The organism is Nocardiopsis oceanisediminis (assembly GCF_048595525.1).
GTDB classification, from domain to species: Bacteria; Actinomycetota; Actinomycetes; order Streptosporangiales; family Streptosporangiaceae; genus Nocardiopsis_A; species Nocardiopsis_A oceanisediminis.
Genome location: NZ_JAFMZJ010000001.1, coordinates 1,640,701 through 1,665,833, shown reverse-complemented (window position 1 = coordinate 1,665,833; position 25,133 = coordinate 1,640,701). Strand labels below are relative to the sequence as shown.

Below are 25,133 nucleotides of genomic sequence, written 5' to 3'. Positions count from 1 at the left end.
GAAGAGGGGAGCGTGGTCGCCGTGCAGCGGTCGACCTAGCCGCCCGCCCGGAGGTTCCGGGAGTCCGGGCGGCGGGTTCCGGAAGGAACGAGATGTCCCGTACGGACAACACCAAGCCGCTGTGGGTGCGGCAGATCGAGCACGGTCCCCGGCCGCTCCACGACCACCGGTACGGCCCCTGCGACCTGCCTCCGGGGCCGAGCCGCGAGGCCCCCGGCACGCGCTGCCGGTGGGAGGACCCCGGCGTGATGCTCGGCTGGAGCTGCTGCGCCGGCTGCAACCGGCGCTCCTGCACCGGGGAGTGGCAGCGGATGGTCAGGGCCGGGAACCGCAGGGAGCGCTACGCGGGCCGGCGCGAGGCGCGCCGCCTCGCCGCGGAGTGGCGCGACGAGTGATCCCGGGCCGGCCGGGGAGCCGGGACCGGACCGGTGGGCGGGCCGGGGGACCGGAGCGCTCCGGTCCCCCGCGGCGCCGGGGCCGCCGCCCTCAGCCGACCCGGGCGCGCCGCTCCGGAGCGCCGCTGCGGAGGCGGCGGGCGGACGCCGCGAGCACGGCGGCCGCTCCGAGCACCGTGCCCAGGGCGAGGGCTCCGGCGGCGGCCAGCGTGGCGGCGTCCGGCTGCAGCAGCGGCTGGCCGCGGAACGCCTGCCAGGCGAGCAGCACGATCAGCCCGGTGTAGCCGGCGGCCGCCACCGCGACCAGGCCGAGCCGCGCCCCCTCTCCGCGCAGCACCGGCACCCGGGCGGCGAGCAGCGTGATGCCCAGCGCGAACAGCGGGAGCACCTGGAGCGCGTGCAGCCCGGCGAAGTGCGGGATCCGCAGGTCCCCGCCGGTGGTGCTCCACCAGGTGAGCGGCATGCCCGCGCCGCCGTCCGGGGCCCCGACGGTGTGCGCGCCCATGACCGCCAGGTCGGCGCCGCCCTCCAGGGCCTGCAGCTGGTCGGGGGTGGGCTGGGTCATCATCGGGCCGAAGGCCATGCCCGCGACCGAGAGCAGGACGGCGGCCCGGATCGCCCACGCCATCGGCCGGTCCACCCGGCGCTGCCACACCAGGAGGACCCCGATGGCCAGGGTGAACAGCACCAGCACCACCGACGCGGCGCCCATCGCGTTCTGGACGGCCTCGTCCAGGCCGGTGGCGAAGTTGAAGTGGCTGCGCCGCCCTCGCGCCGCCTGGAAGGTGATCGCCGCCGTCTCGACCAGGAGGGCGGCGGTGATCGCGGTGCCCAGCCACCACAGCGTCCGGCGCCAGCGCGGGAACCTGCCGAACATCCAGGCCAGGGCGGCCGCGTAGAGCCCGAAGGAGACCGCGAACTTGAGCGGTTTGAGCCAGACCGGCTCGCCCGCCACCATCCGCCCGTCCACGGCCAGGCCGACGCAGCAGACCGCGGCGAGCACCGCGGAGAGCAGGGCGAAGCCGAGCAGCGGGCGGTGCGGGCCGGGCGGCCGCTCCGCGCCGTCCGTGCGGTGGTGCGGGGGGACTGCGTTCACCGGGGCCTCCTCAGAGCGTCTCGCTTCGGCTCCGAGTCTGCTGCGGAGACCCCCGGCGGGTCGGTGGTGCCGGAGGACGTTCCGCACCCGGCGGCTCCCCTGTCGGCGGTGGTGCGCGCACCACCGCCGGCAGGGGCCGGGGAGCGGTCGCCGCCCCGGGCGGCGGGCATCGCGGGAGGGGCCGGGCCGGCCCCGTTCAGGCGGGCTGGCCGGCGGCCAGCAGGCGGAGGCGCTCTTCGGAGACGGAGCCGGGCTCGGGGGCGTAGACGAGGAGGAACCGGCCGGGGTCGGCGGGCAGCGGCAGCTTCTCGAAGTACAGGGTCAGCTCGCCGACCTGCGGGTGGCGCAGCCGGTGGGCGCCGTGCGGGGCCTCCTTGACCTCGCGGGCCTCCCACAGCTCGCGGAAGAGGGCGCTGGTCCGCTGCAGGCCGGTCACCACCGCGCAGAGCCGGGGCTCTTCGGGGTCGCGGCCGGTGTCGGCGCGGAGCCGGGCGACCACCTCGGCGCGGAGCAGGTCGGCGTCGGCGTGCAGGGCGGCGGTGCCGGGGTCGGTGAAGAGCAGCCGGGGCAGGTTGAGCTCGGCCTCGGTGAGGTCGCCGAGGCCGGGCCAGAGCCGGCCCATCATCGGGTTCCAGGCGAGGATGTCCAGCCCCCGGCCGAGCACCGCCGCGGGCACCCCCGCCATCGCGTGCAGCAGCGCGCGCAGTTCGGGGCGGACGGTCTGCCGGGGCACCTCGGGCGGGGTGCAGGGCTCGGCCGGGCGGGCCGCCCGGGTGGAGCGGCGGACCGCGTTCCCGGCCAGGTTGCGCAGGTAGCGGCGCTCGTCCGCGGAGAGCACCAGGGCCCGGGCGAGCGCCTGCAGCACCTCGTCGGAGACGGCGCCGCCGCGCCCCTGCTCGATGCGGGTGTAGTAGTCGACGCTGACGCCGGCGAGCTGGGCGACCTCCTCCCGGCGCAGCCCGCGGACCCGGCGCCGGTTGATCCCGCCGGGCAGGCCCACGTCCTCCGGGGCGAGCGCGTCCCGGCGGGCCTTGAGGAAGAGGCTCAGTTCTGCGGCCGATTGCACCATGCACCGAAAATAGCCGTTCCTGGTACCGGCGGACCCAGGTTGCGGCGGGCCTGGTCCCCCCGGCGCGGACCCGGGACGGTGGTCATCGCGGCGGGCCGCGCGGCCCGCCGGAACCGGACCACCACCGCATGGGGGCGAATTGTCATGGAGCGACGCATTCTCGGCGGCACCGGGATCTCGGTCAGCGAGTTCGCGCTGGGCACGATGATGCTCGGCGCGTGGGGCACCGCCGACCACGGGGCCGCGGCGCGGATCGTGCACACCGCGCTGGACGCGGGGATCAACTTCGTCGACACCGCGGACATGTATTCCGACGGCGAGTCGGAGGTGATCGTCGGCAAGGCGCTCAAGGGGCGCCGGGACGACGTGGTGCTGGCCACCAAGTTCCATAATCCGATGGGCCCGGACGCCAACCACCGGGGCAACTCCCGCCGGTGGATCGTGCGCGCGGTGGAGGACAGCCTGCGCCGGCTGGACACCGATTGGATCGACCTCTACCAGGTGCACCGGCCCGACCCCGACACCGAGCTGGACGAGACCCTGTCCGCCCTGTCCGATCTGGTCCGGGCGGGGAAGATCCGGGCGTACGGCACTTCGGCGTTCCCCGCCGAGGAGCTGGTGGAGGCGCGGTGGACCGCCGAGCGGCGCGGCCACGTCCTGCCGCGCAGCGAGCAGCCGCCGTACTCGATCCTGGCCCGGGGCATCGAGGCGGGCGTGCTGCCCACCGCGCAGCGGTACGGCATGGGGGTGCTGACCTGGAGCCCGCTCAGCGCCGGCTGGCTGTCCGGCCGGTACGGCGGCCCGGACGGCGCGGACCCGGGCGAGGCGCACCGCAGCGCGATGCTGGGCACCATGTACGACACCGCGCTGCCGGGCAACGCGGCGAAGCTGGCCGCGGTCACCGAGCTGAAGAAGGTCGCCGCGGACGCCGGGGTGCCGCTGCCGCACCTGGCCCTGGCGTTCGTGCTGGCGCACCCGGCGGTGACCTCGGTGCTCATCGGTCCGCGCACCCAGGAGCAGCTGGAGGGCCTGCTGGCCGGCGCGGGGGTGCGGCTGGACGGCCCGGTGCTGGACCGGATCGACGAGATCGTCCCGCCCGGCACCGACGTGGTCCGCGACCCGACCTTCCACCTGCCGCCGGCCCTCGCGGACAAGCGGCTGCGCCGGCGCTGACCCGCGGGGCGCACCGGGGCGCCGGGGCCACCGGCGCCGGCACCAGTGGTCCTACGGATGGCACCGGGCGCCCGCCCCGGAAGAGTGGTCTCCGACGGAGAACGACGGAGGAGACGCCTTGACTGCTCAGGAACACATGCTCGCGGTGAACGGCATCGAGATCCACGCCGAGGAGTTCGGCGACCCGGCGCACCCGCCGGTGCTGCTGGTCATGGGGTCGATGTCGCAGGGCGCGGCGTGGCCGGACGCCCTGGTGGGCCGGATCGCCGCGGCCGGGTACCGGGTGGTCCGGTACGACCACCGGGACACCGGCCGCTCGTCCGCCATCGACTTCGCGGCCGCCCCCTACACCTGGGAGGCGGTCCGGGACGACGCGCTGGGCGTGCTGGACGCGCTCGGCATCGCCTCGGCCCACCTGGTGGGCCACTCGGCGGGGGGCCTGCTGGCGCAGTGGATCGCCGCGGTCCGCCCGGAGCGGGTGCGGTCGCTGACGGCCATCGGCTCCTCCCCGCTCGGCCGCGGGGAGGGGAAGGTGATCATGCGCGCCCTGGCCGGGGAGGCCCAGCCGGAGGGCTCCCTGCCCGGGCCGAAGGCCGAGTTCGTCGAGCTGTTCCGGAAGGCGTTCGCCGCGCCGCCGGAGGGGCGGGAGGAGCTGATCGCGTTCCAGGTGGAGACGGCCCGGGTGCTCAACGGCCCGAACCTGCCGTTCGACGCCGACGCCCAGCGCCGGCTGGAGGAGCGGCTGCTGGACCGGGACCGCGACCCCGCCACGGTCGCCAACCACCGCCTCGCCGCCGCCGCCGACCCGGACTTCGAGCCGGTCGGCCTGCTGCCCGGGATCACCGCGCCGACTCTGGTCATGGAGGGCGCCTGTGAGCCGGTCAAGCCGGGGCACGGCCCGCTGATCGCCGCGGAGATCCCCGGCGCCCGGATGCGCTTCGTCGAGGACATGGGCCACCTGATCGCGCCGGAGGCGGTCGCCGAGGTGGCCGGCGCCGTGCTGGAGCACCTCGCGGCGGCGGACCGCCGGGCGGCCGGGTAGGGCCGCTCGCGCCGGTGCCCGCGCCGCTCCCCGGTCGGGGGGCGGGGCGGGCGCCGGGGGTCAGGAGGCGTAGTAGGCGCGGGCGCGCGGGCCGCAGACCAGGCAGATCTTGAGGACGCACAGCGCCAGCGGGACGAGCGCCAGCAGGTTGAGGAAGAGCAGGTTCACCAGGTAGCCCAGGGCCAGCAGGGCCTGGAAGAGCACGATGCACACCGGCCACATCCGGGAGCGGCGGCCGGCCGCCGCGGAGAGGAAGAGCGAGGCCAGGCCGGTGACCCCGGGGACCCCGATGAACAGGCCGATCACCACGGCCATCACCTCGGGGTCCATGCCCTCGTCCGCCATGAACTCCAGCGCGACCCGCTGCGCGTCGGAGAGGTTCGACACCTCCCCGGGGGACATGCCCATGACCGCGCCGAGCAGCACGGCGACGGCCAGCGCGGTGAGCACGCCGAGGCAGCCGCCGAGGAACATCAGCACGCGCACCGCGGTGACGCCGCCCGGGATCGGCGGCGGCTCCTGCCGCACCGCCGGGCCGTAGGCGTACTGGGGGTGGGGTGTGTACACGGAGGTCCTCTCCATTCGGTTCCGGTCCCGCCGCCCCGGCGGGGCGGGCGGCCGGAGGTCGGGTCGGTGCGTACGCGCGGTGCGCGGGCGCCGGGGCGCTCCCCGGAGCGCGGGCGGGCCCGGCGGGGGCCGCCGCCCGGTGCGGGGGCCGGGCGCCCCGTCCCCGCAGGCCGCGGGCGGGGGGAGGGCGGGGCGGTGTGGAGGCCGCCGCGGAGGGTACTGCGAGTGCATCGGTCCCTTTCCACCCGGCGGTTCCGGCGTACTCCGGTCTGACGGCGGAGGGGGCGGAACGGTTCATTCCGCACCGGAATCCGGATGCGGCGCAACGCCCCGCCCCGTCGCTTACCGGCGACCCTGCGTAAAATGCCGCGGGATAGGGCCACGTGCACGAGTCGATCTCCGAGGAAGTCCAGCGGTGTCTGTTCGCTCCCCCCAACCCGATCCCGCATCCGGCGGCGGCCGAGGGCCCGCCCCCGACCCGTTGGGCGAACTCAGCGCGGAGGCACTGATCCGCCGGGAGCGTCCCGCCCCCAAGGGGGGTTGGCGCCGCGCCCTGTACACCGTTACCGGCGGCCGGCTCAACCCCGGGGAGTCCAAGACCGAGCGGCGCCGCCAGGAGCTGGAGGCGTCGGTGGGCCGCGCCGTGCTGCCGGAGGAGCACCAGTCCATCGTGGTGCTCGGCGCGGACCCGAGGGTCGGTGCGACCACGGTCGCGCTCGGCCTGGGGTCGGTGCTGGCCGCGCACCGCGGCGACCGGATCATCGCGGTGGACGCGGAGGCCGAGCACGCCCCGGTCACCGAGCGGCTCCCGCTCAAGTGGCACGCGGAGCTGCCGCTGCAGGAGCTGATCGCCTCGCGAGAGGCGGCCGTCCGGTTCTCCGACATGAACCGGTTCACCGCGCAGACCACCTCCGGCCTGGACGTACTGGCCTCCCGGCCGGAGGACACCGCCTCCCGGCCGCTGGGCCTGGAGGGGTTCCGGCGGATCTCGGACTCGGTGGAGCGGCACTACCCGGTGCAGCTGGTCGACGCCGGCAGCGGGCTGGGGCGGCCGGCGATGCCCGCGGTCCTGGCCCGCGCCACCCGGCTGGTACTGGTCTCCGCCCCGACCAAGGAGGGCGCCGGGCGCGCCGCCACCGTGCTGGACGAGGTCCGCGACCTGGGCTTCGACGAGCTCGCCGCGGACTGCGCCATCGTCGTCGACCGGGCCGGCACCGCGCCCGCGGTGGAGGACCTGCGGCGGCAGCTGGCCGACCGGTGCGCCGCGGCGCTCCTGCTCCCCGAGGACCCGCAGCTGTCCGCGGGGCGGCCGGTCGAGCTGGACGGGGTGCGCACCCCCACCGCGCTCGGCCTGCTGGAGCTCGCGGTGGAGATCACCGAGGGGTTCGGCCGGGCGCGCGCCGGCGGCCGGCCCGAGGGGGCGTGACCCGGTGGCCCCCGGACGGTCCCGGTGAAGGCCCGCGGCCCGCGCCGCCTGGACCCGCTGCTGCCCGGCGACCCCGCCGAGGTCGGCGGGTACCGCCTGGTGGGCCGGGTCGGGTCGGGCGGGATGGGCACCGTCTACGCCGCGACCGGTGACGGGCTCCGCGGCTACCTGGCGGTCAAGGTGGTGCACGAGCGGCACGCCGGCGACGGCGCGTTCCGCCGCAGGTTCGCCGCGGAGGCGCGGCTGCTCGCCCGGGTGAACAGCCCGTGCGTGGCCCGCTTCGCCGGGGCCGACGTGCAGGCGGAGCGGCCCTGGCTGGCCACCGAGTTCGTGCCCGGCCCGACCCTGCGTCGGCATGTGGAGCGGCACGGCCGGCTCCGCCGCGGCATGCTGTACGCGCTCGCCGTCGGGTGCGCCGACGCGCTGCGCGCGGTGCACGCGGTGGACGTGGTGCACCGGGACCTGAACCCGGGCAACGTGGTGCTCTCCCCCTCCGGGCCCAAGCTGCTCGACTTCGGCATCGCGCACCGGGAGACCAGGGAGGACGCCACCCGCTGGCTGCGGCTGCGCCGCTACCGCCGGGCCGTGCGCGACCTGCGGCTGCCCGAGCCGGCGCCGGAGGGCGCGGAGCGGCTTCCCGGGCCGCGCGACCGGCTGGGCACCCCCGGGTGGATCAGCCCCGAGCAGTACCGGGGCGGCGGAGTGACGGCCGCCTCCGACGTCTTCCTGTGGGGTGCGCTGGTGGCCTACGCCGCCTCGGCGCGCGACCCGTTCGGGGTGGCGCCCCCGGCCGAGCTGGCCCGCCGCGCGGTGCGCGAGGCCCCCGACGTCGACCGGCTGCCGCCCGCCCTGGAGGGGCCGGTGGCGGCGGCGATGGCGAAGGAGCCGGAGGACAGGCCGAGCACGGCGGAGCTGCTCGGCGCGCTGCTCGCGGCGGACGGGGCGGCGGCCCCGGCCGGTCCGACCGGGCGCGCGGCGGCGGTGCGCGAGGTGCTCCGCCGGGAGTGGACCGGGGTGGCGGTGCGGCCGCCGAAGCCGCCGCGCCAGGGCCGGTTCCGCCCGCCCGAGGGGTAGCGGTCCTGCGCCCTGCCGGGGACGGCGCCCGCCTTTGCGGCGGATCCCCGGGGAGGCGGGAGGGCCGCCCCGGGCCGAGGCCGGGTGCGCGCCCCGGGCGGTGCGGCGGCGGCCGCCGCGTCCGCCCGCCGAGGGGGCGGCTCCCCGCTACCGGGGGCCGACCGCGGGGACGGAGGCCCGGCCGCTTCCCTCCGCTCTCGCCTCCGCCCGGCGCCGCGGGGCGGCGGTCCCGGTGCTCCCGGGGCCGGGGCGGCCCGCCGGCCGGGAGCGCCGGGGTCATCGCGGGAGCGGCGGGAGGTCCTCGCCGAGGACGGCGAGCAGGCGGTCCCGGTCGGCGCGGCGCAGGCCCGCGACGACCCGCTCGTAGGAGTGCCGGAGCATCTCGGCGATCTCGTCGTCGGGCACCGAGCCGTCCAGGTCGACGCTGTTCCAGTGCTTCTTGGCCAGGTGGTAGCCGGGGCGGACGCCGGGGAACTGGGCGCGCAGCTCCAGGGCCAGGCCGGGGTCGCATTTGAGCGAGAGCCGCGCGACGCCGCGCCCGCCGTCCTCGCCGAGCAGGGCGAAGATCTTCCCCCGCACCTTGTAGACCAGGTGGCCGGGGCCGAACGGCTCGCTCTCCTCCGCCTCGGGGAACCACAGCGCCATGTCGATGATCTGCTCCGGTGTCACGGTGCCGCCGCCTTCCGCATCCTCCGCGGCTCTTCCGCGGCCGATGGGCGAAGCCTAGAATCCGAGACCGACAGTGCAAGTGTAATCGTTTTCCATCTCCCCCCCCCGGAAGTGAGCACATGCCCGTTCCCCCGCTGCGCCGCGCCGCCGCCCCCGCGCTGCTCGCGGCCGTCCTGCTCGCCGTACCCGCCCCCGCCTGGGCCGATCCCCCGCCGGAGCGGGCCGACTTCACCCTGACCGTGCTGCACGCCAACGACCTGGAGTCCGCGCTGCTCGGCGCGCCCGCCGACGAGCGGTACGGGGGCGCGGCCCGGTTCACCGCGCTGATGGACCGGCTCCGCGACGAGGAGCGCCGGCCCTCCGCCGCCCAGGGCGGCGAGTCCCGGCGCCGCGGCGTGGTCGCGCTCTCCTCCGGGGACATGTACCTGGCCGGCCCGGAGCTCTCGGCCAGTACCCGGGAGGGCGCGCCGTTCTACGACGCGGTCGCCGCCGCCCGCACCGGCTGGGACGCGATCTCCTTCGGCAACCACGAGTTCGACTTCGGCCCGGACTTCTACGCCGGCTACATCGAGGCCTACCGGGAGGCCGGCGGCACCGCGCCGTTCCTCTCCGCCAACACCGACGTCTCCGCCGAACCGCGCCTGGCCGAGCTGGCCGCCGGCGGCGCGATCGCCCCGAGCACCGTGCTCGAGGAGCGGGGCGAGGAGATCGGCGTGGTCGGGGCGCTCACCCCGGAGCTGCCCTCCATCTCCAGCCCGCGCGGCGTGGTGGTCGACCCGGAGGTCGCCCCGGCCGTGCAGGGCGCGGTGGACGACCTGACCGACGAGGGCGTCGACAAGATCGTCCTCATCTCGCACCTGCAGGACGTGGAGAACGAGCGCGCGCTCGTCTCCGAGCTGCGCGGCGTGGACATCGTCATCGCGGGCGGCGGCGGGGAGGTGCAGGCCGGCCCGGACACGCCGCTGGTCCCCGGGGACACCGTCACCGAGGACCCGCGGACCGGCGAGCCGATGGGCTATCCGCTGTGGGCGCGGGACTCCGCGGGCGCCGAGGTCCCGGTGGTCCAGGCCAACTCCGACTACAAGTACATCGGCCGGCTGGTCGCCGACTTCGACGCCGAGGGGAACCTGCTCCGCGTCGCCGACCGCTCCGGCCCGGTGCGCGTCTCCGGCACCGGGGAGGACGCCGTCGAGCCGGACCCGGAGGTCCTCTCCGAGGTGCACGGGCCGGTGCGCGAGCACCTGGACGCGCTGGCCGGGGACGTCGCCGCCACCTCCGAGGTGCCGCTGGACGGCGTCCGCGACCCGGGGGTGCGCACCGCCGAGACCAACCTGGGCGACCTGGTCGCCGACGCGGTGCTGGCCGCGGGCCGGGCCAAGGCCGGCGAGTACGGGGTGCCCGAGCCGCAGCTCGCGCTGCAGAACGGCGGCGGGATCCGGAACAACTCGGTGCTGCCCGCCGGGCCCGTCTCCGAGCTGGACACCTACTCCGTGCTGCCGTTCACCAACCAGATCGCGGTCGTGCCGGAGCTGCCCCGCTCCCAGGTCAAGGAGCTGCTGGAGCACGCGGTCTCCCGGATCCCCGCGGCCGACGGCCGGTTCGCCCAGGTGGCCGGGGTGGAGTTCGGCTACGACGCGAGCCGCACCGCGCAGGCGGTGAACGACGACGGCGAGGTGCTCACCCCGGGTGAGCGGGTCCGCGACGCCGTACTGGAGGACGGCACCGTGCTGGTCGCCGACGGGCAGGTGGTCGAGGGCGCACCGGTCACCGTGGCGACGATCGACTTCACCGCCGCCGGCGGCGACCGGTACCCGTTCCGCGGGGCGGGGTTCACCCCGGTCGGGACCGTGCACCAGCAGGCGCTCTCCGGCTACCTCCGCGGCGACCTGGGCGGCGCGGTGACCGCCGCCGACTACCCGGAGGGCGGCGAGGGCCGGATCACCCGGCTGGACTGATCCCCGGCTCGGACCCTCGGCCCTGTGCACGCTCCGCCATCCGCAGCCGGAGCGAGCGCAGGGCCGTGGTCCACTGCCCGCACTCCTCGGCGTCCCCGCCGCATGCGGTGATGAAGGCGCCCACCAGGGCGACGGTGAGCTGCTCCGTCCCCTCCAGGGTGCGCTGGAACCGCTCCGCGGTGCACACGCCGCCGGAGCGGTAGGCCATCTCTCGGTAGGAGGGGGCGCCCGCCTGCGAGCGGTATTCGCGCATCGCCTCCAGGAACTCGTCGGGGGTCCGGGCCCCGTAGGGGACCGGGGCGCCGCCGGGTACGCGGACGTTCGGTTCGAAGGGCACCATCGCACCTCCGCCTTCGGGGGTCAGTGGAGCGGCTGCGGGAGGCGGCTCGGGGTCGGTCTTCGGTTCGTACCAGGACAACGACCCGGGTAGCCGTTCCGTTCCCCTCGGAGCGGACCCTACATCCCCGGCGGCCCCGGGGTCAGTCCGCGGCGGCGGGGATGACGCTGCCGGCGTACTCCTCCTCGATGAACGCGACCGTCTCCGGCGCGGTGAGCAGCTCGGCGAGGGCGGCGATGCGCGGGTCGCCGGCGTTGTCGGAGCGGGCGGCCAGCACGTTGACGTAGGGGCTGCCCTCCGGCTCCTCGACCAGGACGGCGTCCTCGGCGGGGTTCAGCCCGGCGTCCTGGGCGTAGTTGTTGTTGACCACCGCGGCGTCGACGTCGTCCAGCGAGCGCGGCAGCTGGGCCGCGTCGACCTCGCGGAACTCCAGGCCGCGCGGGTTCTCCTCGATGTCGGAGAGGGAGAAGGAGCCCTCCTCGGCGTCCTCGGAGAGGGCGACCAGGCCGCCCTCCTGGAGCAGCAGCAGCGCCCGGTACTCGTTGGTGGGGTCGTTGGGCACCGCGACCTCGGCGCCGTCCGGCAGGTCCTCCGGGTCGTCGACGGCGTTGGAGTAGAGGCCCAGCGGGGGCAGGTAGACGTCCTGGACGGCGACCAGGTCCGCGCCGTTGCCGGCGTTGAACTCCTCCAGGAACGGCTCGTGCTGGTAGAGGTTGGCGTCCAGTTCGCCCTCGGCCAGCGCGGTGTCCGGGGCGATGTAGTCGGAGTACTCGACGATCTCCAGGTCCAGGCCGGCGTCGGCGGCGAGCTCGTCCCGGACGAAGGCGAGGATCTCGCCGGCGGGCACCGCGGTGGCGCCGACCCGCAGGGCCTCCCCTTCCCCGGAGGCGCCCGCCGCGTTCTCCGAGGGGGCGCCGCAGGAGGCGGCCGCCAGCGGGAGGGCGGCGGCGAGGGCGGCGAGGGCGGTGCGGCGGCGCATGGCAGGGGATCCTTCTGCTCGCGGGCGGGGGCGGGACGACTGCGCGAATCACGGCATATCAACCCTTATTTCCTATTCGCCCGATCGTAAATCAAGGGTTCCGGCGCCGACCACCCTCCGTGACCAACGGCACAGGGCCCGGCCCCGGGGGGCCGCGCCGATCGGCCGGGGGCGGAGCCGCCCCGCCGCGAACGCGCCTTATCCTCGGTAGGAGGAGACGCCGGGACGACGAAGGAAGCACGGGGGGCCGCCCCTCCCTTGCCCGGCCGCGTGGCAGAACAACGGAGGATTCACACCCATGGTCGGTACCGTCGCAGCCGTGCTGATGTTCATCAGCCTCCCGATGATGCTCATCGCCGGCGTCCTCGGAGCCTTCTTCACCAAGACCTACGACGGCCCCAAGACCGGGCGCTGACCCGTCGGGGCGACCCCGCGGCCGGCGCCGGCCGCGGGGTCCTTCCATGTCCGGGACCGGTGCCGGCCGGGCGCGCGGCCGCGGTGTGACCGACCGCACCCGGGCGTTCCGGGGCCTCCGGCCCCGCCCCCGCGCCCCGCTCCGGCGGTCCCGGGGCCGCCCCGCCCTCCCCCGCCAGGCCGGACTCCCCAGGTCGGCCGGGACCGGGGGCGCGGAGCCCTCCCCGCGCGGCCGCTCCCGGGCCTCGGACGCCCTGCCCGGGGGCGGATCAGGCCCCCGCCGGGCCGCTGCTAGGTTCCCGACCGGGCCGCCTCCCCGCCCCCACGATCCTCCGCGACAGGACGGGAACCGCATGCGCAAGATCCTCATCGTCGGCGCCGGGCAGTCCGGGCTCCAGCTGGCGATCGGCCTCCTCGGCGACGGCTACGACGTCACCCTGGCCACCCTCCAGTCACCGGACGAGCTGCGCGCCGGCCGGGTGCTGTCCACCCAGTGCCTGTTCGGCACCGCGCTCCGCCGCGAGCGCCGGCACCGGCTGGCCTTCTGGGACGGCGCCGCCCCCGAGATCACCGGGGTGGGGATGTCCATCGCCGGCGAGCGGGGCGCCGAGGAGGCCTCCTGGACCGGGCGGCTGCGCGAGCCCGCCCAGTCGGTCGACCAGCGGGTCAAGCTGGCCGCCTGGCTGGAGGAGTTCGAGCGGCGCGGCGGGCGCACCGTCTACCACGGCGTCACCCTCTCCGACCTGGAGTGGTTCGGCGGCGCCTACGACCTGACCGTGGTGGCCGCGGGCAAGGGCGAGCTGTCCGCCCTGTTCGAGCCGGACCGGGCCCGGACCCGGCGGACCGGCCCGCGGCGCACCCTGGCCCTGGCCTACGTGCACGGCATGGCCGAGCACCCGGAGGGGCCCATGATGCACCGCAGCGCCGTGCCCGGGGCGGGCGAGGTGATCACGCTGCCCGCGCTGACCGTCTCCGGTCGCTGCCACGCGGTGCTGGTGGAGGCCGTCCCGGGCGGCCCGATGGACCGGCCGGTGCCCTCCCGGCCGCAGCCCGGCGCGGTGCTGGAAAGCATCCTCGGCGTGCTGCGGGACAGCGCGCCGTGGGTGTACGAGCGCTGCGCGGAGGTCCGGCCCACCGATCCGGCGGCCGAGGCCCGCGGCGGGTACGCGCCGGCGGTGCGCAACCCGGTGGGCCGCCTGCCCGGCGGCACCGCGGTGCTGGGCATGGCCGACACGGTCGTGGTCAACGACCCCATCACCTCCCAGGGCGCCAACGCCGCCTCGGCCTGCGCCGAGGTCTACCGCAGGGCCATCGTGGACCACGGGGAGCGCCCCTTCGACGAAGGGTTCATGCGCGGGGCGTTCAGCGCGTACTGGCGGCACGCCCGGCACGTCACCGCCTGGAGCGAGGTGATGCTGGACGGCCCGCCGCACGCCTGGGAGCTGCTCCGCGCCGCCGCGGACCACCCCGGGCTCGCCGACCGGTTCGCCGCCGCCTTCGACGACCCGGCCGACCTCATCGGCTGGTTCCTGCACCCCGAGCGCGCCTACGAGTACCTGGACCGGGTCCGCTCCGGCGCCCCGGCGTGACCGGGCGGGCCCCGGTGCGGTAGAACCGCAGGGCCCGGTCCCGGCCGTTCGAGCGGCCCGGCCCGGGTGCAGACCGCCCCGCCTCGCCCCCGGAGGTCCCGATGACCGCGCGCCCGAAGTCCCCGAAGCGGGGCAACCGTTTCGTCCTGCCCATGGTGCTGGGGGTGCTCACCCTGGTCATGCTGATCATCGGGACGGTCTTCACCGTCCTGGGCTCCCAGGACTACAGCGGCCACACCGGGCGCGCCGAGGCCGTGGTCACCCGGGTGGACCGGGAGATCGACCGGAGGGCCGGCGACGACCGCCGGAAGCGGGTCGATTACGACGTGTACGTCGGCTACCGGGTGGACGGGACCGACTACTCCGACGTCCGCCTGAACGGCCTCGACGCCGACGACCACGGCGAGGGCGACACGCTCACCGTGGCCTACGAGCCCGGCGCCCCGGACTCCCCGGTGACCGTGCAGAGCACCGAGGAGGGCGCGCTGGACCTGTTCCGCCCGCTCGGCATCGGCGCCCTGGTGCTCGGCGCCGCCGCGGCGGCCGGGGCGGTCGCCGCCCTGGTCCGGGCCCTGCGCGCCCGGGGCTGACCCGGCGCCGCAGGACCGGGTCAGCGCTGCTGGAGCGCGTCCAGGGCGACGGCCATCGCGATCACCAGGCGGCGGTCGATCGCGGGCTCCTGGATCTCGACGGTGTACCGGTCCCGCAGCCCCCACCGCTTGTCGACGCTGAACAGCGGCCTGCCGTCCGCGCCCGTGAAGTCGAAGTGGTACGGGATGAACTGCAGGAACTCCAGGAAGCGGCGGAGCAGCGCCAGGGTCTCGTTCCGCTCCGTCCCCACCGCGGGCGGCAGTCCGGGCTGCTCGACGTGCCAGGTGGAGCGGAGCAGCGACTGCTTGAAGTCCTTGCGGAACAGGCCCACCGGGGCGCCGGAGCCGTCGACGACGTCGTAGACGGCGCCCAGGTCGATCGCCTGGCGGGCCTTGAAGCCGAGCACCGGCACGCTGCGCGTGTCGTCGGTGTAGAACGTCACCTGCTCCTTGAAGGCCATCCGCTTCTGCTGGGCGAAGGCCACCATCTCGCCCTCGGAGCCGTCCGGGCGCTCGGCCCGAACCTCGTACTGGTTGACCATCGGCCGGATCCGCTGCCGGACGACCAGCCGGGTCATCTCCTGCAAGCCGTACATCGCACTCCCGCTCCGTCTCGGGGCCCGCCCCGCGGCGGACCTGCTGCGAGCCGTTCGACGGAAGGCCGCGCCCGCCGGTTCCCGCCGGTCCGCGCCGGCCGCGGCCGGCGCGGAGCCGCCACCGGTGCGCCGCCCCTCACCGGTCCACGGACCGGTCGCCGGTACCGCCCCGCAGGCCGGCGCGGGCCGGGCTCCCCCTCAGAGGCCTTCGGGTACGCGGGCGGTCGCGCGGTTCGCCCCCGCGAGGCGCCCGCTCCGCCCCGGCGCGCCCTCCCGCGCGCCGGTCCCGGCGCTGCGGTGGTACCGGAGCGCTCTGCTCCCCCGCAGCGCCGAGAGCAGCGGGGAAGCGGGGCGGCCCGAGGGCGGATGCCCCGGGCGGCCGACCGCATACCCGGCACCCTCCCAGGCCGCTGACGGGGAAGGGCGCCCGGCTCCGGAGAGCGCCGCGCCGGCCGCTCCCCGGGTGGCTCGGAGCGGGCTTCCTCCGACGGCGGCCGCGGGGCCGGCGGGAGGCTCTCGGGACTCCGCTGAGTACCCCTACTCAGGCCGGGTGGGGGTGCGCGCCGATGCCGGGGCGCGCCCGCCGGGCGATCCTGACCTGCATGGACGGACTCTATGGACTCAAGCCCTGGTTCGCCCGCCGACTGGCCTCGGTGCGCCGGGCACTGGTCGCGCGGCGGGTGCCGCCCGCCGCGCTGACCTGGGCCGGGGTCGGGTTCGGCGCGGCCGCCGGCGGGGCGCTGGCGGTGCTGCCACCGGGCGCGGTGTGCGCGGCCGCGGTGGCGGTGCTGCTCGTCGCCCGGCTGGCCTGCGCCAACCTGGACGGCGGGGTGGCCCGGGAGAGCGGCCGGACCACCCGGTTCGGCTGCGTCGCCAACGAGCTGGGCGACCGGCTCGCCGAGTTCGCGGTGTTCGCGGGGTGCCTGTTCGCCGCCCCGGCGGCCTGGGTGCTCGGCGCGGCCTGCGCCGCAGCCCTGCCGTCCTGGATCGCGCTGGCCGGCGCGGCCGCCGGGGCGCCGCGGGTGCAGGGCGGGCCGTGCGGCAAGACCGAGCGGTGCGCCCTGTTCGTGGCGTTCGCCGCGTTCGGCGCCGCGCCGCTGCTGTTCGGCCTGGTGATCGCCGGTTCGCTGGCCACCGCGGCGCTCCGGCTGGTGCGCGTCGCCCGGGTTCTGCGCACCGGAGCGGCGCCCGCCGGGGCCGCCGCCGCTCCGCTCGGGGCGGGTGGTCCGCGGTGACCGGCGCGGTGGAGGCGGCCCCGTTCATCGGCGGCGCGCTGCTGCTCTCCGGGGCCGGGGTATGGGCGTCCCGGCGGGCCGAGCTGATCCGGCGCTGGTCCAGCTGGGTGCTGATCGCGGCGGTGGTCGGCGGGGCGTTCGCGCTGGGCGCCCCCGGGGTGGCGGCGCTGGCCTCGGCCCTCGCCGCCACCGCCATGGCCGAGTACGCCCGGACGGCCGGCCTGCGCCCGCCGGAGGCGCTGGTCGCCGGCGCCGTGGTCGCGGCGCTGCCGCCGGTCGCCTGGATCGCCCCGGAGCTGCTCTGGCGGGTGCTCGCGGCGGGCGCGCTGGCCGCGGTGCTCGTCCCGGTGCTGGCCGGGGACGCGGCGGACGGGGCGCGCCGCGCCTCGCGCGCGCTGTTCGGCACCGTCTGGCTGGCCGCGCCCGCCGGGCTGGTGCTGCTCGGCCCGGCGGCGTTCGCGCTGTGCACCGCGGTCGCGGTGGCCGACGTCGGGGCCTGGTTCGGCGGCCGGTTCCTCGGCGGGCCCCGGCTCTCCCCGCTCTCCCCGGCCAAGCGCTGGGGCGGTGCGGCGGCCGGGGCGGCGGCGGGGACCGCGGTGCTCTTCCTGTTCGGCGCGGCCACCCCGGCGCTGGTGCTCGCGGTCGCCGTCGCCGCCCCGCTCGGCGACCTGCTGGAGTCCATGGTCAAGCGGGAGGCCGGGGTGAAGGACACCGCCGCCTGGCTTCCCGGCATGGGCGGCCTGCTGGACCGCGCCGACTCGCTGCTGCTCGCCCTGCCGGTGGCGGTGGTGCTGTCGTGACCTCCCCTCCGCAGCCGGGCAGGGCCCCCTCCCGCCGCTCGCGCCCCTGGACCGCGTCCCGCCCCCGACCGGGCGCGGGCCCGCACGGCGGAGCCCGGCGGCGGCCGCGGGGGCCGGGAGGCGCCGGCGCGTCCGCCGTCCCGCCCGCACCGGGCCGACCGGACCGGACCGCCGCTGCCGGAGCCCGCGGACCGCACGGCAGGGCGGAGCGGTTCCGGCTTGCGGTCCTCGCCCGGACACCGGGGCTCGGAGGTGCCGGGGAAGGCGGCCGGGCGTCCCGCCGCCCCGCCGGCCACCGCTCCGGCTGCGGCGGCCTCCGTCCGGTCCGACGCCGCAGGAATCCGTGCCGGCCCCGGTCTGGAGCCGGGGTGTCCGCAGAAAGGAAGTCCCGATGACCGCCTTCTTCTCCGCCGCTCCGGACCGCCGCGCCTCCGCCCAGCGGGGTGCCCGCCCCGCCCTGCCCGAGGCCCCCGGCCGGGGAGGCGCGACGCCCGGCTCCGCGGCCCGCACCGCCCTGTGGCGGACGGCGCTGACCGGGACCGGCGGGATCCGCGTCCTCGGATCCCCGCCGCAGGGGCCGTGCGTCCTGGTCGCCAACCACTCCTCGCACGCCGACACCGCGGCGCTGATCGCCGCGCTCCCGGCCCGCTGCCGCCCGGTGGTGGCGGCCGCCGACGACCACTGGTTCACCCGGCCGGTCCGGGCCTGGTCGGCGCGGGCGCTGACCGGGGCGTTCCCGGTCCGGCGGAGCGGCGGGGGCGCCGCCGACCTGCTGGCCGCCGAGCGGTTCCTGCGCGAGGGCCGGGTGGTCATCGTCTACCCGGAGGGGACCCGCTCCGCCGACGGCTCGCTGGCCCGGTTCCGCTCCGGCGCCGCCCGGCTGGCCGCGGCCGCGGGCGTCCCCCTGGTCCCGGCGGCGATCGAGGGCACCCGCGCTCTGCTCGACCGGGAGGGCCGGTTCCGCCCGGCCCGGGTGACGGTCCGCTTCGGCATCCCGGCCGAGGACATCGGCGCGGCCCGCACCCAGGTCGCCCGGCTCCTCGGAGCCGGGGGCGGGGAGGGCTGACCGCGGCGCCGGCCCGGGGCCCGCCCGGCGGTCAGATCCAGGGCGGCAGGGCGGGCAGGGCCGGGTCGGCCGCCAGCCCGGTGCCCGGGGAGCGGCCGGTGAGCCAGGCGAGGAGGTCGGCCCGGGAGCCGGTGACCTCGGTGCCGCCGGTGCCGAACCGGGCGGCCTCGGCGCCGGAGTCGTCGCGCAGCACCATCGCCGGGGTGTCCGGGTGGCGGTCGTAGTAGCCGGCGAGGTCGCCCAGGAGCGTCTCGCACTCGTCGCCGGGCAGGTCGGCGAAGCCGAAGCCGAGGTCCAGGTCGACGAGGTGGACCGCCAGCTCGCGGAGGCGGAACACCAGGATCCGCTCCGGGGTGGACGGCCCGCCGCTGAACGGCCGGACCTCTGCCGACCAGGCCGGGGCGGGCAGCTCGGCGAAGGCCCTGTTCAGCGCCTGGGCGGTGGCGGCGACGTCGGCGGCGAGCTCCGCGGCCGGGCGGTGCGCGCCCGCCTCGATCTCGGCGTCCCGCGAGGCCCGGTCGGGGTACTGGGGGTTCTCCACGCCGGTGCGGGCCCACTCCAGCAGCCGCCCGAGCCCCTCCGCCTGGCGGGCGAGGTGGCTCAGCACGTGGCCGCGGCTCCAGCCGGGCAGCAGCGAGGGGGCGCGGACGTCCTCGTCGGCCGGCGCGCCGATCCGCTCGCACGCCCGGTCCGTGGCCCGGACGACCTGCCGGAAGGTCGCGGCGCTGGTGGAGGGGATCGATGGCATGCGGGGGTCCTCCCGGATCGGCGGCGGGTGCGGCCGCGCGAGAAGGGGAGGCTCCCTTCCCCTGCGGGCCGCATCCATCCTGGCGCCGGGCGCCCCTCCCGGCAACCGCCCCGCCCCCGGTCTGCGCTCTCCCGCGGACGGCCTGCCGCTCCCCGGCCAGAGCCGCACGGGGCGAGCAGACCGGACGGCAGATCCGCCGGGAGCAGGCGCCCGGACCTCCCGAGCGGGCCGCGGCGGCAGCGGACCGGACCGGACGGCCCCCGCTCCGGAAAGCCGGCGCGAAGGCCTGGACCCCAGATCGGGAAGGGTCCCGGCGGGCCGCCGCGCGGGGCGGCGCGGCCCCGGGGCGTGGCCCGTCCCGCCCCGGCGCCCTCAGTAGCGGTCGCCGACCGCGGCCGGGACCCCGTCGAGCTCCTCCAGGTCCGCGGGGGTGAGGTCGAAGCCGGCCGCGCCCGCGTTGTCGTGCAGGTAGCGGGACTTCTTGGTGCCGGGGATCGGGATGACGTGGTCGCCCTGGGCCAGCGTCCAGGCGATGGCGACCCGGGCCGGGGTGCTGCCGTGCCGCTCGGCGATCCGCCGGACCACCTCCACGATCCGCCGGTTCTCCCGCATCGCCTCCTCGCGGAACCGCGGGTTGCCGGCGCGGAAGTCGCCCTCCTCCAGCCCGCCCGCCGTGACGCTCCCGGTCAGGAAACCGCGGCCCAGCGGGGAGAACGGCACGAAGGCGGCCCCGTTGGCGGCGCACCAGCCGAGCACGTCGCCGGTCTCCCCGCCGGTGTCGGCGGCGGGGAAGTCCGGTCCCTGCTTCCCGGTCCCGCCGGAGGCCCCCATGGCGTCCCGGGTCCACAGGGACAGCTCCGACTGGACGGCGGCGACCGGGTGGATGCCGTGCGCCTGCGCCGCCTGGGCGGCGGTCACCTCGGACAGGCCCAGGTGGCGGGCCTTGCCCTCGGCGACCAGTTCGGCCATGGCGCCCCAGGTCTCGGCCAGCGGCACCTCCGGGTCGACCCGGTGCAGGTAGTACAGGTCGACGGTGTCGGTGCCCAGCCGGCGCAGGCTCTCCTCCAGGGAGCGCCGCACGTGCTCGGGCGAGCCGTCCCGGTGCATGGCGTGGGTGCGGGCGTCGTCCACCACCAGCCCGGTCTTGGTGGCCAGCACCACCTGGTCGCGCAGGCCCTCCAGGGCCCGGCCGACCAGCTCCTCGTTGTGCCCGTCGCCGTACACCTGGGCGGTGTCCAGGAAGGTCACGCCCAGGCCGACCGCCTCCCGGATCAGTTCCCGCGAGGCCGCGTCGTCCCGCTCGGAGGCCGAGTAGGCCCAGCTCATCCCCATCAGCCCGAGGCCGACCGCGCCGACCTCGGCGCCCTGGAACCCTCGTGTGCGCATGTCCGTCCCTCTTCTTCTTCCGCTCGTGCCCGTGCGTTCCGCCGCGCCCCGGCTCAGGCGGGGAACCCGGTGGTGAGGCCGCCGTCGATGATGATGTCCTGGCCGTTGACGTAGGAGGCGTCGCCGGAGGCGAGGAAGGCCACCACCGGGGCGACCTCCTCGGGGGCGCCGAGCCGGCCGGCGAGGGTGGCGGCCTCCATCCCGGGGACCGCCTCGTGGTCGACCGCCTCGTGGAACATCGGGGTCACGATGTAGCCGGGGCTGACCGAGTTCACCCGGATGCCCCGTCCGGCCAGGTCGACGGCGAAGGTGCGGGCCAGGTTGTGCACGGCCGCCTTGCTCGCCGCGTACAGCGAGGAGGACGGCAGGGAGCGGTGCAGCGTCCAGGACGCGTTGATCACGACCGCCCCGCCCCGGCGCAGCAGCGGCAGGGACTTCTGCACGGTCAGGTAGACGCCGGTGAAGTTCGCGCCGAGGACCCGGCCGATCTCCTCCTCGGCGGTGTCCTCCAGGTGCTCGAAGGAGCCCGTCCCGGCGTTGGCGAAGACCGCGTCCAGGCCGCCGGACCACTCCCGGATCCGCTCGGCCAGCGCGTCCAGGTCGGCCGCGCTGGAGGCGTCGCCGCGCACCGGCAGCACCCGGTCGGGCGCGCCGAGCCCCTTGGCCGCGGCCTCCAGCCGGCCGGTGTCGCGGCCGGTGATGACGGTGCGGGCGCCCTCCTCGAGGAACCGGGCGGCGGTGGCCAGGCCGATCCCGCTGGTGCCTCCGGTGACCAGGACGGTCCGTCCGGCGAAGCGGTGCGCCGCGGCGGTCCCGGTGTTCTCGTTCGTGTCCATGGGGACGATCTTGGCGGCGGAGCGGGCGGGGCGGCAGACCCGGCCGATCCTGGCACTGCCGGTGCCACCCTGGTGCGCCGGAGCGCGGCGTCCCGGGGCGGGCGCCGCGCGGGCCCGGTTCAGCCCACCCGGGCCGGCCGGCTCCGGGAGGCGAGCCGCTCCAGGACCTCGGCGGTGCCCGTGCCCGGCTTCGGGTTGTACAGCACCACGTTGTACCCGGGCAGGTCGGGCATGGTCAGCAGGGTCGACTCGAAGACCAGGTCGCCGTGGTCGGGGTGGGCCACGGCCTTGACCGCCCGGCTCCCGTCGGCCACCTCGTGCAGCGCCCACAGCTCGGCGAACTCCCGGCTGACCGATCTGAGGTCGTCGGCGATGGCGTCGAAGCGGGGGTCGTCCGGGTAGCGCGCCGCGTCGCCGCGGAACCGCGCGACGACGCCGCGGGCGGCCCGCTCCCACTCCGGCTGCAGCTCCCGGTAGCGGGCGTTGGTGAAGAAGGTGACCAGGCAGTTGTGGTCGTTCTCGCCGTAGCCGAGCAGTTCGGGGACGGTCGGGCCGAACGCCACCAGGTTCCAGTGCCGGTCCCGGACGTAGGCGGGCCGGGGCGCCCACGCCTCCAGCAGCCGGTGCAGCTCCGCGGGGATCCCGCCGTCCGGCGCGGCCGGGGCGAGCGGCGGGTTCAGCCCGGACAGCAGGTACAGGTGGCGCCGCTCGGCCGGGTCCAGCCGCAGCGTGCGGGCGACGGCGTCGAGCACCTCCGCCGAGACGTTGTCCGCGCGCCCCTGCTCCAGCCGGGTGTACCAGGAGACGCCGACCCCGGCGAGCACCGCCACCTCCTCCCTGCGCAGCCCGGGGGTGCGGCGGCGGCCCGCCTCGGGCATGCCGACGTCGGCGGGGGTGAGCCGGGCCCGGCGGCTGCGCAGGAAGTCGCGGAGCTCTGTGCGGCGGCGCTCGGAGTCGGCGCGGGCGTTCTCGGCGCTCATCGGGTCCTTTCCGGCAGCGGCCCCGGCCGGTGCGGAGGCCCGGTTCCTCCACGGCGGCCGGGGCGGGTTCACGCCTTCACGATAGTCGGCGCCGCCCGCCGCGCCCCGGCCCGGTCCGCCGCGGAGCGGAAGGTGCGCCGGTAGGCCAGCGGGGCGACGCCGAGCTCGGCGTGCATGTGCCGGCGGAGCGAGGCGGCGGTCGCGAAGCCGACCTCGGCGGCGATCCGGTCCACCGGCAGGTCGGTGGCCTCCAGCAGGTCGCGGGCGCGGGCCACGCGCTGCCCGGTGAGCCAGCGCCCGGGGCTGGTGCCGGTCTCCATCCGGAACCGCCGGGCGAAGGTGCGCTCGCTCATCCGCGCGTGCGCGGCCAGTTCGGCCAGGCTCAGCGGCCGGCGCAGCCGGCGCAGCGCCCACTCCCGGGTCGGCCCGGTCCCGGTGTCGCCCTCCTCGGGGACCGGGCGCTCGATGTACTGGGCCTGGCCGCCGTCCCGCCACGGCGGCACCACGCAGATCCGGGCCACGCGGTTGGCGGTCTCCGCGCCGTGGTCCCGGCGGACCAGGTGCAGGCAGGCGTCGATGCCGGAGGCGGCTCCGGCCGAGGTGAGGACGTCGCCCTCGTCGACGAAGAGCGCGCCCTGGTCGACCCGGACCCGGGGGAAGGCCCTGCGCATCGCGTCGGCCTGGCGCCAGTGCGTGGCGGCGCGCCGGCCGTCCAGCAGGCCCACCGCCGCGAGCAGGAAGGACGCGGTGCAGATGGAGACCAGGCGGGCGCCGGGTCGGATCCTGCGCAGCGCGGCGACCGCGGCCGGCGGCGCCTGCCCGGCGGTCAGGAGCGGCTCCGGGGAGAAGGGCGGGACGACGACGGTGTCGGCGGTGTCGATCGCCTCCGGGCCGCGGTCCACGGCGATCCGGAAGTCCGCCTGGGTGGCGACGGTCCCGGCGGGCCCGGCGCCGCAGGTCACCACCTGGTAGAGGTCCCCGGCGGAGCCGAAGACCCGGGCGGGGATGCCGAGTTCGAAGGGGTAGACGCCGTCCAGGGCGAGTACGGCCACACGGTGCATGGCCGGATCGTATCGAATGATGGCGATCATGCCATTTCCCTGCCGGGGATGCGGGCGGCACCCTGGAACCATGAGCCAAGCGAACGACGTTCCGCAGGTGCCCGCGGCGATGCGGGCGGTCTCCCAGGACGAGCACGGCGGCCCCGAAGTGCTGCACCTGGTCGAGAAGGAGGTCCCCTCCCCCGGGGTGGGGGAGGTCCTGGTGAAGGTGCGGGCGGCGGGGGTCAACCCCACCGACTACAAGCACCGCTCCGGCCGCCGGTTCCTCGGCGACCCGCCCTACGTGCTGGGCTGGGACGTCTCCGGGACGGTCGCCGCGGTCGGCCTCGGGGTGACCCTGTTCCGGCCGGGCGACGAGGTGTTCGGCATGCTGCCCTACCCCTGGGGCGCCGGGGCGCACGCGGAGTACGCGGCGGGGCCGGCCCGCGCGTTCGCCGCCAAGCCCGCCGAGCTGGACCACGTGCGGGCGGCCGCCGTGCCGCTGGCCGCGCTGACCGCCTGGCAGGCCCTGGTCGACACGGCGGACGTGCAGGCGGGGCAGCGGGTGCTGGTGCACGCGGCGGCCGGCGGCGTCGGCCACTTCGCGGTGCAGATCGCCAAGGCCCGCGGCGCGTACGTCATCGGCACCGCGAGCGCCCCCAAGCACGGGTTCGTGCGCGGGCTGGGCGCCGACGAGGTCGTCGACTACCGCGAGCAGGACCCGGTGGAGGCGGCCGGCGAGGTCGACGCGGTGCTGGACACCCTGGGCGGGGACGTCCCGGTCCGCTCGCTGCGCGCACTGCGCCCGGGCGGGATCGTGGTCAGCATCCTGCCGACCGGCACCGACCGGCTCCCCGCGGCCGCCCGGGAGCTGGGCGTGCGCGGCGTGGAGATGATCGTCGAGCACGACCACGCCGGGATGCGCGCCATCGCGGCCCTGGCCCGCTCCGGCGCGCTGCGCCCGGAGGTCGCCGGGGTCTTCCCGCTGGAGAAGGCGGCCGACGCGCACCGCCAGGGCGAGACCGGCCGCGTCGCCGGCAAGCTGGTGCTCTCCGTCTCCGAGTAGCGGTCCGCGGGCGGCGGGGCGGCTGCGGCTCTTCGGGGACGCCCGCCCCGGGCCTGCGGGGATGCTCCGGCGGGGGCCGGGTCTTCCTTCCGGGGAAGGGCGCCCGCCCCGCACCTGCGGGACGTGTCCGCTGCGCAGAGAGCCCCCGGCCGCAGCGGCCGGGGGCTCTTTCCGGTCAGGGGGCGGACGTCCCCTCGGAGGCGGGCTCGGCGGCCGCCGGGGAGGCCGCGCAGGCACCGTCCCCGGGGTCGCCGGGGCGGCCGCCTCCGACGGGACGGGCGGAGCCGTGCGGGGCCGCTCCGCCGGACGGCGGGGCGGAGGCGCCGGCCGCGCGGCGGAGGTGGGCGTCCAGCTCCTCCGCGGAGCGGGCTCCGGACGCCGCGTGCTCCCCGCCGAACAGGAAGGACGGGACGCCGTGCAGGCCGAGGGAGGCGGCGCGGGCCTCATCGGCGCGGACGGTGCCGGTGTGCCGGCCGCTCTCCAGCAGCTCGGCGGCGGCCCCGGCCTCCAGCCCCGCCTCGGCCGCCAGGCCGACCAGGGCGGACCGGTCGGAGAGGACCGCGCCCTCGCAGGCGTAGGCGCGCATCAGCCGCTCCTGGACCGCGCCGCCGATGCCCCGCTCTTCCGCGAAGTGGACCAGCCGGTGCGCGTCGAGGGTGTTGACCGGGCGGGCCCGGTCCAGCCGGTAGGCCAGGCCCTCCTCCTCGGCCTGGGCTCCGACCGAGGAGAGGCGGAGCGCGATCTCCGCCGCGGAGAGTCCCTGGCGCCGCATGTAGTCGGGGAGGGTCAGGTCGCCGCCGGGGCCGCCGTGCGGGTCCAGCTCGCTGCTGCGCCACCGCACCCGGACCCGCTCGCCCAGCCCGGTCAGCCGTATCGCACGCTCCAGCCGCCGCTTCCCGATGTAGCACCACGGGCACACCAGGTCGGTCCAGACCTCGACGGAGACGGCGGCCGCGCCGCCCGTTCCGGTACCGCTCATATCGCTCATGTACTCACCATAGGTAG

Annotated in this window: 25 protein-coding genes; 12 read left to right on the top strand and 13 right to left on the bottom strand. The window is 77.2% G+C overall.

Going from position 1 to position 25,133, the window contains the following annotated elements; all coding sequences use genetic code 11:
• Positions 1–92: 92 nt before the first annotated feature.
• Positions 93–395, top strand: coding sequence for a hypothetical protein (locus tag J0910_RS07515; protein WP_420157796.1), 303 nt, complete (start codon positions 93–95; stop codon positions 393–395).
• A 91-nt stretch (positions 396–486) separates the two neighbouring features.
• On the opposite strand, the gene J0910_RS07510 is transcribed toward J0910_RS07515, so the two are convergent.
• Together J0910_RS07510 and J0910_RS07505 are read right to left on the bottom strand one after the other, a co-directional pair.
• Complete coding sequence (locus J0910_RS07510) at positions 487–1,491, bottom strand: hypothetical protein (RefSeq protein WP_420157795.1); 1,005 nt, start codon at positions 1,489–1,491, stop codon at positions 487–489.
• 196 nt (positions 1,492–1,687) lie between these two features.
• Positions 1,688–2,560: a helix-turn-helix domain-containing protein gene (locus tag J0910_RS07505; RefSeq protein WP_420157794.1), complete on the bottom strand. Its 873-nt coding sequence runs from the start codon at positions 2,558–2,560 to the stop codon at positions 1,688–1,690.
• A 144-nt stretch (positions 2,561–2,704) separates the two neighbouring features.
• Here J0910_RS07505 and J0910_RS07500 point away from each other — a divergent pair, with 144 nt between their 5' ends.
• A complete protein-coding gene (locus tag J0910_RS07500; RefSeq protein WP_420157793.1) occupies positions 2,705–3,733 on the top strand; it encodes an aldo/keto reductase in 1,029 nt (342 codons plus the stop codon).
• Between the two features lie 118 nt (positions 3,734–3,851).
• On the top strand, positions 3,852–4,775 hold the full coding sequence (locus tag J0910_RS07495; RefSeq protein ID WP_420157792.1) for an alpha/beta fold hydrolase: 924 nt from the start codon (positions 3,852–3,854) through the stop codon (positions 4,773–4,775).
• A 60-nt stretch (positions 4,776–4,835) separates the two neighbouring features.
• Here the strand turns inward: J0910_RS07495 and J0910_RS07490 are convergent, their stop codons facing one another.
• Complete coding sequence (locus J0910_RS07490) at positions 4,836–5,342, bottom strand: hypothetical protein (protein ID WP_420157791.1); 507 nt, start codon at positions 5,340–5,342, stop codon at positions 4,836–4,838.
• Positions 5,343–5,823: 481 nt separating this feature from the next.
• Here J0910_RS07490 and J0910_RS07485 point away from each other — a divergent pair, with 481 nt between their 5' ends.
• Both J0910_RS07485 and J0910_RS07480 read left to right on the top strand, forming a co-directional pair.
• Positions 5,824–6,768: a MinD/ParA family ATP-binding protein gene (locus tag J0910_RS07485; RefSeq protein ID WP_420157790.1), complete on the top strand. Its 945-nt coding sequence runs from the start codon at positions 5,824–5,826 to the stop codon at positions 6,766–6,768.
• A gap of 24 nt (positions 6,769–6,792) precedes the next feature.
• Entirely contained in the window at positions 6,793–7,842 is a 1,050-nt protein-coding gene (locus J0910_RS07480; protein WP_420157789.1) for a serine/threonine-protein kinase, read from the top strand.
• A 276-nt stretch (positions 7,843–8,118) separates the two neighbouring features.
• Here J0910_RS07480 and J0910_RS07475 read toward each other — a convergent pair whose 3' ends face one another.
• Positions 8,119–8,511, bottom strand: a complete 393-nt coding sequence (locus J0910_RS07475) for an MmcQ/YjbR family DNA-binding protein (RefSeq protein WP_420157788.1) — start codon at positions 8,509–8,511, stop codon at positions 8,119–8,121.
• Positions 8,512–8,630: 119 nt separating this feature from the next.
• Here J0910_RS07475 and J0910_RS07470 point away from each other — a divergent pair, with 119 nt between their 5' ends.
• Positions 8,631–10,466 carry a bifunctional metallophosphatase/5'-nucleotidase gene (locus J0910_RS07470; RefSeq protein ID WP_420157787.1) on the top strand — a complete coding sequence of 612 codons (1,836 nt, stop codon included), beginning with the start codon at positions 8,631–8,633 and terminating at the stop codon, positions 10,464–10,466.
• On the opposite strand, the gene J0910_RS07465 is transcribed toward J0910_RS07470, so the two are convergent.
• Both J0910_RS07465 and J0910_RS07460 read right to left on the bottom strand, forming a co-directional pair.
• Entirely contained in the window at positions 10,450–10,806 is a 357-nt protein-coding gene (locus J0910_RS07465; RefSeq protein WP_420157786.1) for a hypothetical protein, read from the bottom strand. The two genes, J0910_RS07470 and J0910_RS07465, sit on opposite strands and share 17 nt — an antisense overlap.
• 139 nt (positions 10,807–10,945) lie before the next feature.
• Positions 10,946–11,782 carry a MetQ/NlpA family ABC transporter substrate-binding protein gene (locus tag J0910_RS07460; RefSeq protein WP_420157785.1) on the bottom strand — a complete coding sequence of 279 codons (837 nt, stop codon included), beginning with the start codon at positions 11,780–11,782 and terminating at the stop codon, positions 10,946–10,948.
• Between the two features lie 767 nt (positions 11,783–12,549).
• Here J0910_RS07460 and J0910_RS07455 point away from each other — a divergent pair.
• A complete protein-coding gene (locus tag J0910_RS07455) occupies positions 12,550–13,785 on the top strand; it encodes a styrene monooxygenase/indole monooxygenase family protein (protein WP_420157784.1) in 1,236 nt (411 codons plus the stop codon).
• A gap of 101 nt (positions 13,786–13,886) precedes the next feature.
• Positions 13,887–14,375: a DUF3592 domain-containing protein gene (locus tag J0910_RS07450; protein ID WP_420157783.1), complete on the top strand. Its 489-nt coding sequence runs from the start codon at positions 13,887–13,889 to the stop codon at positions 14,373–14,375.
• A gap of 20 nt (positions 14,376–14,395) precedes the next feature.
• On the opposite strand, the gene J0910_RS07445 is transcribed toward J0910_RS07450, so the two are convergent.
• Positions 14,396–14,971 (bottom strand): LURP-one-related family protein, encoded by a 576-nt coding sequence (locus J0910_RS07445; RefSeq protein ID WP_420157782.1) that lies wholly within the window; start codon positions 14,969–14,971, stop codon positions 14,396–14,398.
• A gap of 602 nt (positions 14,972–15,573) precedes the next feature.
• Between J0910_RS07445 and J0910_RS07440 the strand changes: the two genes are divergently transcribed.
• From J0910_RS07440 to J0910_RS07430, 3 genes are all read left to right on the top strand, one after another.
• Positions 15,574–16,206 carry a CDP-alcohol phosphatidyltransferase family protein gene (locus J0910_RS07440; RefSeq protein WP_420157781.1) on the top strand — a complete coding sequence of 211 codons (633 nt, stop codon included), beginning with the start codon at positions 15,574–15,576 and terminating at the stop codon, positions 16,204–16,206.
• Positions 16,203–17,006 (top strand): phosphatidate cytidylyltransferase, encoded by an 804-nt coding sequence (locus J0910_RS07435; RefSeq protein WP_420157780.1) that lies wholly within the window; start codon positions 16,203–16,205, stop codon positions 17,004–17,006. The genes J0910_RS07440 and J0910_RS07435 overlap by 4 nt, the downstream gene beginning before the upstream one ends.
• A gap of 391 nt (positions 17,007–17,397) precedes the next feature.
• Positions 17,398–18,072, top strand: a complete 675-nt coding sequence (locus J0910_RS07430) for a lysophospholipid acyltransferase family protein (RefSeq protein WP_420157779.1) — start codon at positions 17,398–17,400, stop codon at positions 18,070–18,072.
• A 31-nt stretch (positions 18,073–18,103) separates the two neighbouring features.
• On the opposite strand, the gene J0910_RS07425 is transcribed toward J0910_RS07430, so the two are convergent.
• From J0910_RS07425 to J0910_RS07405, 5 genes are all read right to left on the bottom strand, one after another.
• Complete coding sequence (locus J0910_RS07425) at positions 18,104–18,820, bottom strand: maleylpyruvate isomerase family mycothiol-dependent enzyme (RefSeq protein ID WP_420157778.1); 717 nt, start codon at positions 18,818–18,820, stop codon at positions 18,104–18,106.
• A 372-nt stretch (positions 18,821–19,192) separates the two neighbouring features.
• Positions 19,193–20,206 (bottom strand): aldo/keto reductase, encoded by a 1,014-nt coding sequence (locus J0910_RS07420; RefSeq protein ID WP_420157777.1) that lies wholly within the window; start codon positions 20,204–20,206, stop codon positions 19,193–19,195.
• Between the two features lie 53 nt (positions 20,207–20,259).
• Positions 20,260–21,042, bottom strand: coding sequence for an SDR family NAD(P)-dependent oxidoreductase (locus tag J0910_RS07415; RefSeq protein WP_420157776.1), 783 nt, complete (start codon positions 21,040–21,042; stop codon positions 20,260–20,262).
• 119 nt (positions 21,043–21,161) lie between these two features.
• Complete coding sequence (locus tag J0910_RS07410; RefSeq protein ID WP_420157775.1) at positions 21,162–22,022, bottom strand: helix-turn-helix transcriptional regulator; 861 nt, start codon at positions 22,020–22,022, stop codon at positions 21,162–21,164.
• A 68-nt stretch (positions 22,023–22,090) separates the two neighbouring features.
• Complete coding sequence (locus tag J0910_RS07405; protein ID WP_420157774.1) at positions 22,091–23,083, bottom strand: GlxA family transcriptional regulator; 993 nt, start codon at positions 23,081–23,083, stop codon at positions 22,091–22,093.
• A gap of 70 nt (positions 23,084–23,153) precedes the next feature.
• Here J0910_RS07405 and J0910_RS07400 point away from each other — a divergent pair, with 70 nt between their 5' ends.
• On the top strand, positions 23,154–24,128 hold the full coding sequence (locus J0910_RS07400) for an NADP-dependent oxidoreductase (protein ID WP_420157773.1): 975 nt from the start codon (positions 23,154–23,156) through the stop codon (positions 24,126–24,128).
• A gap of 175 nt (positions 24,129–24,303) precedes the next feature.
• Here the strand turns inward: J0910_RS07400 and J0910_RS07395 are convergent, their stop codons facing one another.
• Complete coding sequence (locus J0910_RS07395) at positions 24,304–25,116, bottom strand: DsbA family oxidoreductase (RefSeq protein ID WP_420157772.1); 813 nt, start codon at positions 25,114–25,116, stop codon at positions 24,304–24,306.
• Between the last annotated feature and the right edge of the window lie 17 nt (positions 25,117–25,133).